A 12800-nucleotide genomic window follows, 5' to 3' on the forward strand; every position below is an offset into this window, starting at 1 on the left:
TTCCAAACCGACGGAGTGCGTGCTGCTCAGCGCCCGTGTACGTAGCGCAGCAGGTCGTCGCGGGTCTGGCGCATGTGGCTGCGCATGGCCTGGCGGGCAGCCGCGCCGGACCCGGTCCGCATCGCCTCCAGCACCGCCGCGTGCTCCGCCAGCGCGTGCTCCCGGATGTCCGGGATGGCACTCGTCTCGCTGCGGGTGGCCTGCAGCATCGTCGTCAGCGGACGCATCGAGGCCACGAGGATGCGGTTCTCCGCCGCGCGGATGATCACGTCGTGGAAGGCGAGGTCGGCGGCCACGAAGGCGTCCACGTCGGCCCGCTCGTGCGCCGCCTGCATCTCCTCGAGGAGCGCGGCCATCTCGGCGAGGTGCTCCTCGGTGCGGCGCCCCGCCGCGAACTCCGCCGCCCCGGTCTCGAACATCATGCGCATCTCGAGCATCTCCAGCGAGGAGCGCTCTCGGGCGCCTGCGCTCTGGGCGTGCCGGACGACCGCGTCGAGGCCCGTCCACTCGTCGGTCGGCGCGATGCGGTGTCGGGTGCCGGGCACCGCGACGATCACGCCCTGCGCCTGCAGGAGGCGGACGCCCTCGCGCATCGTGAGGCGGGAGACCCCGAACTGCTCCGCGAGCTCCCCCTCGGGCGGCAGCGGCTGTCCGGCTTCGAGCCGACCCGTGATGATGGCGTCGAGCAGTCCGTCCACGACGGCCTGCGTCCGCGACACCCGCTCGAGCTTCGTCACAGGTCGACGCCCACCAGAACGGGTTCCGGCTGCAGCACCAGACCGAACTCGGCGTGCACACGGTGCTGGATGAATCGGGCGAGCTCGGCGACCTCGGCCGCCGTGGCGTCGCCCCGGTTGGTCAGGGCCAGGGCGTGCTTGGTCGAGACGGACGCCCGCGAGCGGGGCAGCTTGAACCCCTTGCGGATGCCCGCCTGCTCGATCAGCCAGGCGGCGCTCACCTTCACGTCCGGGGCCTCGGTCTTCGTCGGCGGCACGTGTCCGTCGTAGGAGGCGAGGGGGATGACGGTCACGGCGTCGAGGTCGGGGGCGACCGGCCAGCGCGGGCACTCTGGCGGGAGGGACCGGGCCTGCGCGGCCGTGACGATCGCGTTCTGGAAGAAGGAGCCGACCCCGTGCGTGTCCGGGTCGTCGGCATCGAGCAGCATGCCCTTCGATGCGCGCGTGGCGAGGATGCGCTCTCGGACCCATGTCAGCGGCACCGGGGTGTCGTCGGTCAGACCGAGAGCGCGGCGCAGCTGCTCCCCACGGACCACGCGTTCGCGAGCGACGAGGAGATCGACCGTGAGGGACAGGATCACGGCCCGGCGCTGCGGCTCGCTCCCGTGATGGTGCTTGAGCACCGAGGTGCGGAATCCGAGCCCGAGCTCGGTCGCCGGAACAGTGGAGATCTCGCCGGAACCCTCATCGATCAGCTCGACCTCGACCAGGGTCTCCTGGATCTCCTGCCCGTAGGCGCCGATGTTCTGCACGGGCGCAGCGCCGACCGTGCCGGGGATGCCGCTCATGGCCTCGAGTCCGGCATAGCCCCGCTCGACCGCGTACGACACCAGATCGTCCCAGCCGTGTCCGGCCTGCGCGCGCAGGCGGATGCGGCCGGCATGCGGCGACGGGAGCTCTTCGATCCCGCTCGTGCGGATGCGGATGACGGTGCCCTCGAACGGCTCGTCGCCGACGAAGAGATTCGAACCCCCGCCGAGCACCAGCCAGGGGTCGCCCTCCGCCCAGGTCTCCCGGAGGACCGCGACGAGCTCCGCCGTCGTCGTCGCCTCGCGCATGCGCGCGGGGGCGGCGCCGGTGCGGAGCGTCGTGAGCTCGGCCAGCCGGATCGGCTCGACGTCGCTCATCGGACGGCGACGCGCAGCTGCGCCTTGACGAGCACGGTGGTGTCGCCGGTCGTGACCTTGAGGTCGATGCGCGCGGACTCATCGTCCACCGCGCCGACCGTCGCGACGACGTGCACGTCGGCGCCGGTCTCGGGGTCGACCACCACGGGCTTCGTGAAGCGCACACCGTAGTCGAGGATCCGGGTCTGCGGGTCGAGCGCGGCCACGACCACAGAGGAGGCGATGCCCATGGTCAGCATGCCGTGCGCGAGCACGCCGGGCAGACCCACGGCGGCGGCGACGTCGTCGCGATAGTGGATCGGGTTGAAGTCTCCAGAAGCCCCGGCGTAGCGGACGAGCGACTCCCTCGTCAGGTGCACGGTGCGCTCGGCGAGCACGTCTCCCACGGTGAACGCGCTCATGCGGTCTCCTCCTCGGCGCCGACGAGGAGCACGCTGGTGGCGGTGACGACGTGCGCGCCCCCGTCGTCGGTGATCTCGGCCTCGCTCGTGATCATGGCGTTGCCGCCCATCATGCGGATGCCGGTGACGCGCAGCTGCGCCGTCAGCTCGTCTCCCGCGACGATCGGCCTGGTGTAGCGGAACCGCTGCTCGGCGTGGATGGTGCGCGCCAAGACGATGCCGGAATCCGGCTCGGCCAGCAGCTGCTGCAGCGTGAGGTCCTGCAGGACCATCGCGAAGGTCGGCGGCGCGACGACGTCGGCGAAGCCGGCCGCACGGGCGGCCTCGACGTCGGTGTGCTGCGGGGCGTCGGCGAAGACGGCGCGCGCGAACTCGCGCACCTTCTCCCGCCCGACGAGGTAGGGGGCGGTCGGCGGGAACTCCCGGCCGACGAGTTCTTGGTTCACTGCCACCCGTCGATCCTACCGAGGCACGCCGACAGTCCGGTCCGGGCGGGGCCGGCGGAAACCCGGACGATATGCGGCATCGCGAGACCCGGGCTGCCCTCACCCCTGGGAGCGAACCACCATGTTCAGCGTCATCCGACTCGGAACGACCTTCACCCGTGACGTGTGAACGACCTCACCAGCCCGGTCGAGTGCGCGCTTCCGGACGACGATGAGCGGATCGTGCTCCGGGCGGGCCAGCCACTCCGCGGTCTGCGCGGTCGTGAAGCCGACGTCGATCTCGCGGTACATCTCCGAGAACTCGACGCCGTACACGTCGCGGAGCACCTGATACGTGGAGGTGTCGTGGTCGATGTGCCGATCGAAATCCGGGAAGCGCGTCAGAGAATACCGGCTGTCGTCGATGGAGAGCGGGATGCCGTCGAGAGCGAAGACGCGTACCAGCCGGAACACCGGGTCGCCGACGGGGACGCCGAGGCGGCGCGCGCGCTTCTCGTCGGCGGGGGTCGTCTCAGCGCGCATGATCCGTCGGGACTTGACCCCGTCTGCCACCACGGTGTCCGCGAAGCCACCGAGGGTCATGGCGCCGATCACCTCGCGTCGCGGAGCGACGAAGGTCCCACGGCCCTGCTGTCGACGCACGATGCCGAGGCCCTCGAGGTCGGCCACCGCCCGCCGCACGGTGATCCGGCTGACGCCGAAGCGCTCGCACAGCTCGGGTTCGGACGGAAGCCGCTCGCCTTCGGCATAGGTCCCGGCGTCGATCTCCCGCATCAGCAGGCTTCGCACCTGTTCGTGCAGCGGGGTCGAACCGACGGCTGACGACAGCTGAGTCACGTCGGAGTCCTCCTCTACGGCGCCGGGTATCGTCGCAGCATCTGCGCGCGTGCGTCGTCCCCCGCATGCACAGGGTATCCGAACGCCCCGCGCAACGTGCAGGCGAGCGCTCCGCTGACAGCGGCGATATCGAGGCTTTCGGCGAGATCGGCCCCGCCCGCCCGCGCCGCGAGGAACCCGGTGAGGAAGGCGTCCCCGGCGCCGAGCGCATCGACGGCGTCGACCTCGCGGATACCGGTACGCCGCACGGAAGTGGCGTCGAAGCCGACAGAGCCGCGGGCACCCCGCGTCACCACGGCCGACCCCATACCGCAGGCCACGGCGAAGCGGCCGAGGGCGTCGATCTCGGAATCACTGCGGTGGCCGCCGGAGAAGAACCCCACGTCGACGTGCGGAGCTGTCGCCCGGATCATATCCGGCGACGCGTCGTCGGAATAGTCGTACGACACGCGGCTCCCCCGTTCCGCGATGGCCGGAAGCTCCGGCTCCAACGACGAGTAGACCGAGGTGTGCACGCGGTCGAAGCCGGAGAGGTACTCGTGATCGGCCTCGCTCAGACGCAGCCGCAGCTCGGCCTGGACTCCCCCGCGGTTCGAGGCGACGAAGCGCCGGTCGCCGTCCTCGTCCAACGCGACGAAAGCCATGCCGTTCGCGCCACGCACGCGTCTGATGCGGGCGCCGTCCACTCCGACCTCGTCGAGGACGCCCCGCACGTGGTCCGCGAAACGGTCGTCTCCCATGATCCCGACGAATCCGGCTGTGCCGCCGAAGAAGAGCCGGCTGTACGCGGCGACGTTCAGGGCGTTGCCCCCGGGGTAGGCCAGGTCCTCATGCAGATAGCAGTCGAGGACGTTGTCCCCGACGCCGACCAGCGAGGGCGGTGGGACCGCGGCGAGCGCATCCCGGAGCTGATCCGTATCCATCGTCATCCCTTCACACTCCCCGCCGCGACGCCGGCGACGAAGTACCGCTGCAGCGCGAGGAACACCACCACGATGGGCAGGGCCGCGATGGTCAATCCTGCCAGGAGCACACCCCACTCCGTGGAGAGGGAATCGCGGAACGACATGAGTCCCGCGGGGATGGTGCGGAGCGCATCAGCGTCGATGTAGACGATCGCGAAGAGGAACTCATTCCAGGCGAAGTAACCGGTGAGGACGGCGGCGGTCGTCAGCACGGACGCGCTCAGCGGCAGGTAGACGTGCCGGAAGACGCCGAACGAGCGGCAGCCGTCGATGGTCGCGGCGTCCTCGAGCTCGCGGGGGATGCCGAGGAAGACCGAACGGATGAGCAGGATCGCCATCGGCAGACGGAACGCCACATAAGGGAGGATCATCGCCCAGTACGTGTTCAGCAGTCCCATCGTGTCGAGAAGGCGGTAGAGCGGGATGAGGCTCACCTGCGGTGCCACCACCAGCCCGCCCATCGCCACGATCAGCACGATGGTCGCCACGCGGCTCGACAGCCTCACCATGCCGTAGGCGCACAGTGCCGCGAGTGCGACGGTCGCGGCGGTGGAGATGACCGTGACGATGACGGAGTTGAGGAAGTAGTCGGAGATCCCGCGATCCCAGGCGGCGGCATAGTTCTGGACGAGCCAGACCGACGGCAGCCCCCACGGATCGGCGAAGATCTCGGACGAGGACTTGAACGAAGAGATCACCATCCAGAGCAGGGGGTAGGCGATCACGACGGCGTAGACGGCCAGGATCACCTGGACCGGAGCACGGCGGAAACGCTCCGCCGGACGAAGCCGGGTACTGCTCATGTCATTGCCTCCCGCTTCGGAACGAGACCATCTGCACGACGGACAGCACGAGCGTGATCACGAAGATCAGGCTCGCGATGGCCGAGGCGTAGCCCATCTCGTTCTGGAAGAAACCCTGGTTGTACATATAGGTCGCGAGGACCTGGGTGGTGTTTCCCGGACCGCCCTTGGTCAGGATGTAAGGCTCGTTGAACACCGTGAAAGCGCCGGAGACGGTGAGGATCATCGCGACGAAGATCATCTCCTTGGCCTGCGGGACGGTGATGCTGAAGAACTGGCGAACCCGTCCGGCGCCGTCCAGCGACGCGGCTTCGTAGTACTCCTCCGGGATCTGCTGCAGTGCGACGACGTAGAGCATGCAGACGTAGCCGATGCTCTGCCACTGGGAGACGCCGATGACCGCTCCCATCGCCGTGTCGACATCGGCGAGCCACGCCGTCTGCAGGCTGCCGAGTCCGATCGCCTCCAGCAGAGCGTTGAGGAGTCCGCCGCGGGCGTTGTACACGAACGTGAACAGCAGCGCGATCACCGTCATCGAGATCACGGCGGGCAAGAAGTACACGCTGCGCAGGAATGCGCCCATGCGCGGACCGAGCAGCCGGGTCAGCCAGGCGGCGATCACGAGGGCACCACCCACCTGGCACACGATCGAGACGATCGCGTACAGGATGTTGTTGCCCAGGGCCGTCGCGATGATCGGATCGCTGAGGAGCCGCGCGAAGTTGTCGAGGCCGACGAAGCGCATCTCACCGCTGCCGGCGCTGAACGAGAAGAAGCCGAAGGCCGCATTGGCGACCAGCGGGTAGTACACGAACACCCCGATCAGGATGATCGCGGGAAGCACGTAGAGCAGGTTCGACCAGGCTCGAGAGCGTGTTCTCATCACGGTGTCTCTTCCGAAAGGTGGGAGGGGCCGCCGGCCGAGGATGCCGGCGGCCCCGGTGCGGATCAGGAGGCGTCGCGCACGCGCTTCGCGGCTTCCTGCACGGCGGCCATGACCCCCTCGGGGGTCTGCTGGCCGCTGAGCATCAGCTGAGTCTCGGACAGGTACGCCTGCACGATCTGCGGATCGTAGGCGTTGTCGAGCCAGGTCGTCATCGCCGAGGCGTCGACGATCCCCTGGGCGAGCTCCCGTGAGATCTCGGGCACGTCCGCCTCCTCGACCGCACCCTTGACCGGGCTCAGCTCGCCCGCGCGCTCCGCATAGGCGATGCCGCTCTGCTTGCTGAGCAGGAACTCGAGGAACCGCTGCGCCTCCTCGGGGTGCTTCGTGGTCTTCGAGATCGCGAAGCCCTCCGGAGCTCCGGTCAGCTCCGCCGGATCGCCCTTGCCGCCCTCGACCGCAGGGAAGTTGAACGTGCCGTACTCGAACTGCGCGTCGCCGAAGTACCCCACCTCGGCGCTCTGCATGTACATGATCGGCGCCTCTTCCGCGATCCAGGCGTTACGCGCGATCTCATGCCCGACGGCCGTGAGGTCGTCGTTCATGTACTCGGCGAGTTCCTGGAAGCGCTCCAGCGCCCGGACATACCCCTCGTCCGTGAACGCGCCGGTCGCCGGATCCTGATCCGCTGCGAACACCTCCGGATCGACGACACGCTGATTCAGCGTGCCGACGTAGTGCGCGATCGTCCACTGCTCCTGCGCGCCGTACTCGATCGGGGTCATGCCGGCGTCCTGGATCGTCTCCAGGACGTCGATGAACTCGTCCCACGTCGCCGGCGGCTCGAGACCCAGCTCCTCGAACACGTCTTTGTTGTAGAAGAACAGCTTCGACTGCATCCCCACTGGCAGACCGTAGGAGGTGCCGTCGACCTCGAAGGCTTCCAGCTGGCTCGGGTAGAAGCTGTCCCGGAAGTCCGTGTCCTCCTCGAGCCACGGCCCGAGATCGAGCAGGGCGTCGTTGGAGACGAGCTCGTCCACGAACGAGCCACTCCAGGTGAACAGGACGTCCGGAGCGTTGGCGGAGCCCGCGACGACCTTCACCTTGTCCTTGTAGGCGTCGTTGAGCACGCTCTCGACGGAGACCTTGATGTCGGGGTTCTCCTTCTCGAACTCCGCCACCATGTCGGTGTAGTACGAGTTCTTCGGCTCGTTGGGCCAGCGGTGGAAGAAGCTGATCTCCACCTGGCCGTCCGAGGCCTCGCTCTCGCCGCCGGCGCACGAGGCCAGGGGCAGGACGAGGGCGGCGGCGGCCGCAGCCGCCACGCCGATCCGGGCTGATGTTCGCATCGTTGCGATCCTTTCGTTCCTAGTACTCCATGCGCCACATGTAGCGGCGCACGCTGAGGGGGTGTCCTCGGTGGTCGGCGAGTGCATCCGCGTACGCGCGGAGCACGACGTTGAAGAGGAGGTGGGCGACGATGCCGCGCACCTCCGGAGCGACGACATCGAGGCCGAACTCCTGGGCGTCGATGACGAGCACCCGATCCGAGTGCTTCGTGACGAAGTCCACCGCGCGCTGCTCGACGGACCGAGTCTCATCGAGTCCGAGCAGCGCGATGAACGGCACATCCTCCTCGGTGATCTCGAAGGGGCCGTGGAAGTACTCGCCGGCGTGGATGGCGGCGGAGTGCACCCACTGCATCTCCTGCAGCAGGCAGATGGCGAACGAGTACGCGGAGCCGTAGTTGGAGCCTGCCGCCATCGTGTAGATGAGGGACTCGCGACGGTGGCGGTATCCCCAGGCATCGGCGGCTGCGGAGTGCGCTTCGCGCGCTGCCGGCACGAGGGTCGGCAACTGGGCGACGGCCTCGTCGACCGCACCGACGATGCCGGCCTGTTCACGGTCGTCCAGGATGCCGGCCGCCAGGCGCAGCAGCAGCGCGGGGCCGACGTGGGCCTCGCTCTTCCCCTCGCCGTGCTGATACGCCACCACGTGCTCCGATGCCTCGGCGAGCGGCGACGTCGGGTCGAACGTGAAGGCGACCGTGAGCGCACCGCGCTCGCGTGCGTGCTTCGCCGCGGCGACCGTCTCCGGCGTGGTGCCGGAGTGCGAACAGAGCACGACGAGGGTGTCGGCGTCGACGCGCGACGAGGCGCGGCTGGTGAACTCGGCAGCATTGAGTGCGGTCGCCTCGAGCGACACCGCCTTGGTGCCGAACAGGTACTCGATGGGCTGCATGACGGCAAAGGAGCCGCCGCAGGCGGTGAGCACGACGCGCGAGATGGTGTCTCGGGTCGCGATCGCCTGGCGGGCCGCAGCGAGCTGGTTCTCGATAGCGGCGGAGTCGACGAACAGAGCGGTGGCAGACAAGATGGTCCCTTCTGATGACCTTCGATCAAACATCATGACTCGTTATATGACGTCATGTGATGACTGACGATAGCGAGCGCAGCACCGCCTGTAAAGAGGCGCGGCGAAAATCGTTCGCGGGAGTCAGGGAAAGGGACGGGTCCGGCGCGCTTCAGCGGTCGGCTCGCGCCGCAGGAACGGCGGCCGCGGCGTCAGCCGCGCCGGCGCCCGCGGACGGCCTTGAGGGCCATCTGCACCGCGATCACGACGAGATACGCGGCGAAGAGGAGGTTGCCGACGGTCGGGTCGACGATGGTCGCCAGCCAGGCGCCGAGGGCCGTCGTGGTGCACGCCGAGACGCCGATCAGCAGCGCGGCGAGGAGATCGACGTTGCGGTTGCGGAGATTGCCGACCGTGCCGGAGAGCGCGGTCGGGATCATCATGAGTAGCGAGGTGCCCTTCGCGACGAGGTCGCTCGTGCCGAACGCGAGCATGAGCACCGGGACGACGATCACACCGCCGCCCACGCCGATGAGCCCGGCCAGGATGCCGGTTCCGATTCCCACGACCACCAGGGCGATCCCGGTGAGCCAGGTGAGCTCGAAGACGGCGTCGCGCGAGGGGATGACGAGGAAGAGGCTCACGATCACGACGACGAGGAAGCCGACGAACCCCCAGCGGAGGGCGGTCTGCGAGATCCGCGGGAGCAGGCGGGTGCCGATCTGCGCTCCGACCACGGCTCCGGCGGCGAGGATCAGCGCCGGGATCCAGGCGACGGAGCCCGACGCGGCGTAGGAGATGACCCCGACGGTCGCCGTCGGGACGATCGCCGCCAGCGAGGTCCCGGCCGCGAGCCGCTGGTCGAACGCGAGCAGCAGCACCAGCAGGGGGACGATGACCGTGCCGCCGCCGACGCCGAAGAGACCGGAGAGGAGGCCGGCGAGGAGGCCGATGCCGATGAACGTGGCGTAGGCGCGGGGCCCGCGCTTCAGGACCGTCGCATCGCTCACCGGATCAGCCTACTCCCGGCCTCTCCCCTCCTCGAATCGAGCGGGCTCAAACCTCCGAGTCCGCTTTGACGGGCACCGCGATGGACTCCGTGAGCGCCTGCTCGTACCGGCGCTGTCGGCGCCGCAGCCACAGCCCGCCGACGATGAGCAGCGCGAGGATGACGTAGGCGACTGCGGAGAACGGCTGCGCGATGAGCGTCGTCAGGTCGCCCTGGCTGAGCTGCAGTGCGCGCCGCAGCTGCTCCTCCCCCATCGGCCCGAGGATCATGCCCACCACCAGCGGCGCCACCGGGAACCCGTACCGCCGCAGGAAGTAGCCGAGGACGCCGATGATCAGCAGGATCAGGATGTCGACGACCGCGAAGTTCAGCGCGTACGCGCCGAAGGCGGCGAACAGGAGGATGCCCGCGTACAGGTACGGCCGCGGGATCTGCAGGAGCTTCACCCACATGCCCACGAGCGGCAGGTTCAGCACGAGCAGGATCACGTTGCCGATGTAGAGGCTCGCCACCAGTGCCCAGACGAGGTCAGCCTGTCCGGTGAACAGCTGCGGCCCGGGCTGCAGACCGTACGTCTGGAACGCGGTGAGGATGATCGCGGCCGTCGCCGTCGTCGGAAGTCCCAGCGTCAGCAGCGGCACGAGCACGCCCGCGGCCGCCGCGTTGTTCGCCGACTCCGGGCCCGCGACGCCTTCGATGGCCCCGCGGCCGAACTCGTCCTTGCGGCGCGAGAGCTTGCGCTCGGTGGCGTAGGACAGGAAGGTCGCCACGTCGGCACCGCCGGCCGGGATCGTGCCGATCGGGAAGCCGATGGCGGTGCCGCGGAGCCACGGCTTCCATGAGCGGCGCCAGTCGTCCTTCGTCATCCAGCTGCGCCACCCGCGCGACACGGGGATCACGTCGATCGCGCCGTGCCGCAGCCGGGCCGCGACGTACAGCGTCTCGCCGACCGCGAAGAGCCCCACCGCCACCAGCACCACGTCGATGCCGTCCGCCAGGGGCAGCAGGCCGAGCGTGTACCGCTGCTGGCCCGAGAGCCAGTCGGTGCCGACCAGGCCGAGGAACAAGCCGACGCCGAGCGACAGCAGGCCGCGCGGCACGGAGGACCCCATCAGCGCACCGACGGTGACGAAGGCTACGACGATGAGAGCCACGTAGTCGGCGGGCCCGAGGTTCACGGCGAACTGCGCGAGCACCGGTGCGAGCAGCGTCAGGCCCACGGTGGCGAGGGTCCCCGCGACGAACGACCCGAGCGCCGCGGTGGCCAGCGCCGCCGCGCCCCGCCCGAGCTTGGCCATCTTGTTGCCCTCGATCGCCGTCACGATCGACGACGACTCCCCCGGGGTGTTCAGCAGGATGCTCGTGGTCGACCCGCCGTACATGCCGCCGTAGTAGATCCCCGCGAACGTGATGAGCGCTGCGGCCGGTTCCAACGTGTAGGTGAGGGGAAGGAGCAGGGCGACGGTCATCGCCGGCCCGATCCCGGGGAGCACTCCAACGGCGGTGCCGATCAGCACGCCGAAGAAGGCGAACACGAGGTACTGGGGCTGCAGCGCGGTCGCGAACCCCTCGAGGAGCAGACTCCAGCTGTCCATCAGAACATCCTTCCCAGCCAGCCGAGCGCCGGTCCCCAGGGGAGCGACAGCCCGAGCAGACCGCCGAACACCACCTGGACGACCAGCGCGAGGATGCTGCCGATGAGGAGCGCCATCCACCAGCGGCGGGCGCCGAGCGCCCACGCGACGCCGCCGAACAGCAGAGCCGCCGCCGGGGCCCAGCCGAGCGGCTCGATGAGGAGCAGATGAGCGACCACGAGCGCCACGATCTTCACGAGCGTGAGCCAGTCGGTCGGCAGGCTCTGATCGACGTCCTCCCCCTCCTCGGGCACACCGCGGTAGCCGCGGAGGATGCTCACCACGACGGCGAGAGACGAGCCCAGAAGCAGCACCGAGACGAACAGCGGGAAGACCGTCGGCCCGACCTGGCCACCCGCGGGCACATGGATGGTGAACACACCGGCGAACGCGAATACGCCGAGGGCCACCATGAGCAGGGCGAAGACGAGCTCCCCCCGCGGCAGGGACGCGACGAGACGTGCGGACCGACGGGCGTCGGTCCGCACCTCCTCGCCGGGTCCGGAAGACCCGGTCGTCATCTCAGCCGACCAGCCCGATGTTCTGCAGCGTCGTGGTGACCTCGGCGATGTTGCCGTCGAGGAATTCGTCGAACTCCGCGCCGGTGAGGAACGCGTCCGCCCACCCTCGCGTCTCCAGCTCGTCCTTCCACGCGTCGGACGCCTCCAGCTCGGTGACGAGGCGCTCGAGTTCCGAGCGCTCGGCGTCGCTGATCCCACCCGGAGCGATCACGCCGCGCCAGTTGGTGAGCACGACGTCGTACCCGGACTCGGTGATCGTGTCGACGTCCGGCAGCTGCGTGACCGGCTCCTCCGACGAGACGGCGAGGGCCTTCATGGTGCCGGCCTCGATGTGCTGCAGGAACTCGCCCACGCCGGAGATGCCGGCCGAGACCTTGCCTCCGAGGATCAGCGAGGTGGCCTCGCCGCCGCCCGAGTTGGGCGTGTAGTTCAGCTTCTCGGCGATCTCGGCGCCGTCGAGTCCCGCCTCCTCGAGCAGCAGCCCGGCGAGGATGTGATCGGCTCCCCCGGCGGAGCCGCCCGTGATCGTGACCTCCTGGCCCTTGTCCACGACATCCTCGACGAGGTCCTCCAGCGTGTCGTACTCCGAGTCCGCGGGGACGACCACGACGAGGGGCTCGTCCGTGAGTCGGGCGATCGGGGTCATGTCCTCGATGCGGACGGCGGAGGCGTTGGTCTCCACCGCGCCCACCATCACGAGGCCCATGACCATGAGGGTCGCCGGATCCTTCTCGTTGGCGAGCTGCGCGAGACCCACCGTGCCTCCCGCGCCGCCGACGTTGGTGACGGGCGCCGAACCGACGATGTCCTCCTGCGTGAGCAGCTGCGAGAGGGCGCGGCCGGTCTGGTCCCAGCCGCCGCCCGGGTCGGCGGGGACGACGATGTTGACGTCGGTGATGGCGGCCGCGTCGTCGCCGCCGTCGGAGCCGGCCGTTCCGCCGTCGGCGGTCGAGCACGAGGTGAGGACGAGGGCGGTCGCGGCGACTGCCGCGGCGAGGGTCCCGATGCGGGCGTGATTCATGGCGCTCCTCCTTGAGCGTTCGAGTGCAATCCGTCCACTGTCGAGGCGCCGATGCGCCCGCTCA

Annotated in this window: 14 protein-coding genes; all 14 read right to left on the reverse strand. The window is 69.3% G+C overall.

From position 1 onward, the window contains the following. Positions 1-26 precede the first annotated feature (26 nt). The 14 genes from BLU02_RS06475 to BLU02_RS06540 all read right to left on the reverse strand — a co-directional run bounded on the left by BLU02_RS06475 (position 27) and on the right by BLU02_RS06540 (position 12736). The gene (locus BLU02_RS06475; protein WP_025102370.1) at positions 27-737 is read right to left on the reverse strand and encodes a FadR/GntR family transcriptional regulator; all 711 of its coding nucleotides are present in this window, start codon (positions 735-737) and stop codon (positions 27-29) included. Next, positions 734-1864 carry a UDP-N-acetylmuramate dehydrogenase gene (locus BLU02_RS06480; protein WP_060921255.1) on the reverse strand — a complete coding sequence of 377 codons (1131 nt, stop codon included), beginning with the start codon at positions 1862-1864 and terminating at the stop codon, positions 734-736. Before BLU02_RS06480 ends, BLU02_RS06475 begins: the two co-directional genes overlap by 4 nt. Beyond that, complete coding sequence (locus tag BLU02_RS06485; protein WP_060921254.1) at positions 1861-2265, reverse strand: MaoC/PaaZ C-terminal domain-containing protein; 405 nt, start codon at positions 2263-2265, stop codon at positions 1861-1863. Before BLU02_RS06485 ends, BLU02_RS06480 begins: the two co-directional genes overlap by 4 nt. Beyond that, positions 2262-2717, reverse strand: coding sequence for an FAS1-like dehydratase domain-containing protein (locus BLU02_RS06490; protein ID WP_036292129.1), 456 nt, complete (start codon positions 2715-2717; stop codon positions 2262-2264). Before BLU02_RS06490 ends, BLU02_RS06485 begins: the two co-directional genes overlap by 4 nt. A gap of 93 nt (positions 2718-2810) precedes the next feature. After that, on the reverse strand, positions 2811-3548 hold the full coding sequence (locus tag BLU02_RS06495; protein ID WP_025102374.1) for a GntR family transcriptional regulator: 738 nt from the start codon (positions 3546-3548) through the stop codon (positions 2811-2813). Between the two features lie 14 nt (positions 3549-3562). Next, positions 3563-4477, reverse strand: a complete 915-nt coding sequence (locus BLU02_RS06500) for a PfkB family carbohydrate kinase (protein ID WP_082749939.1) — start codon at positions 4475-4477, stop codon at positions 3563-3565. Further along, positions 4474-5316: a carbohydrate ABC transporter permease gene (locus BLU02_RS06505; RefSeq protein ID WP_060921252.1), complete on the reverse strand. Its 843-nt coding sequence runs from the start codon at positions 5314-5316 to the stop codon at positions 4474-4476. The genes BLU02_RS06500 and BLU02_RS06505 overlap by 4 nt, the downstream gene beginning before the upstream one ends. A gap of 1 nt (position 5317) precedes the next feature. Next, a complete protein-coding gene (locus tag BLU02_RS06510) occupies positions 5318-6199 on the reverse strand; it encodes a carbohydrate ABC transporter permease (RefSeq protein WP_060921251.1) in 882 nt (293 codons plus the stop codon). 65 nt (positions 6200-6264) lie between these two features. Beyond that, positions 6265-7548 carry an ABC transporter substrate-binding protein gene (locus tag BLU02_RS06515; RefSeq protein WP_167627835.1) on the reverse strand — a complete coding sequence of 428 codons (1284 nt, stop codon included), beginning with the start codon at positions 7546-7548 and terminating at the stop codon, positions 6265-6267. 19 nt (positions 7549-7567) lie between these two features. After that, complete coding sequence (locus BLU02_RS06520; protein WP_060921249.1) at positions 7568-8572, reverse strand: SIS domain-containing protein; 1005 nt, start codon at positions 8570-8572, stop codon at positions 7568-7570. Between the two features lie 191 nt (positions 8573-8763). After that, a complete protein-coding gene (locus BLU02_RS06525; RefSeq protein ID WP_025102380.1) occupies positions 8764-9561 on the reverse strand; it encodes a sulfite exporter TauE/SafE family protein in 798 nt (265 codons plus the stop codon). A 46-nt stretch (positions 9562-9607) separates the two neighbouring features. Continuing rightward, positions 9608-11155 carry a tripartite tricarboxylate transporter permease gene (locus BLU02_RS06530; protein ID WP_025102381.1) on the reverse strand — a complete coding sequence of 516 codons (1548 nt, stop codon included), beginning with the start codon at positions 11153-11155 and terminating at the stop codon, positions 9608-9610. Beyond that, positions 11155-11715 (reverse strand): tripartite tricarboxylate transporter TctB family protein, encoded by a 561-nt coding sequence (locus BLU02_RS06535; RefSeq protein WP_082749936.1) that lies wholly within the window; start codon positions 11713-11715, stop codon positions 11155-11157. The genes BLU02_RS06530 and BLU02_RS06535 overlap by 1 nt, the downstream gene beginning before the upstream one ends. 1 nt (position 11716) lies before the next feature. Then, a complete protein-coding gene (locus tag BLU02_RS06540) occupies positions 11717-12736 on the reverse strand; it encodes a Bug family tripartite tricarboxylate transporter substrate binding protein (protein ID WP_025102383.1) in 1020 nt (339 codons plus the stop codon). Between the last annotated feature and the right edge of the window lie 64 nt (positions 12737-12800).

Source organism: Microbacterium paraoxydans (assembly GCF_900105335.1).
Taxonomy (GTDB): domain Bacteria; phylum Actinomycetota; class Actinomycetes; order Actinomycetales; family Microbacteriaceae; genus Microbacterium; species Microbacterium paraoxydans.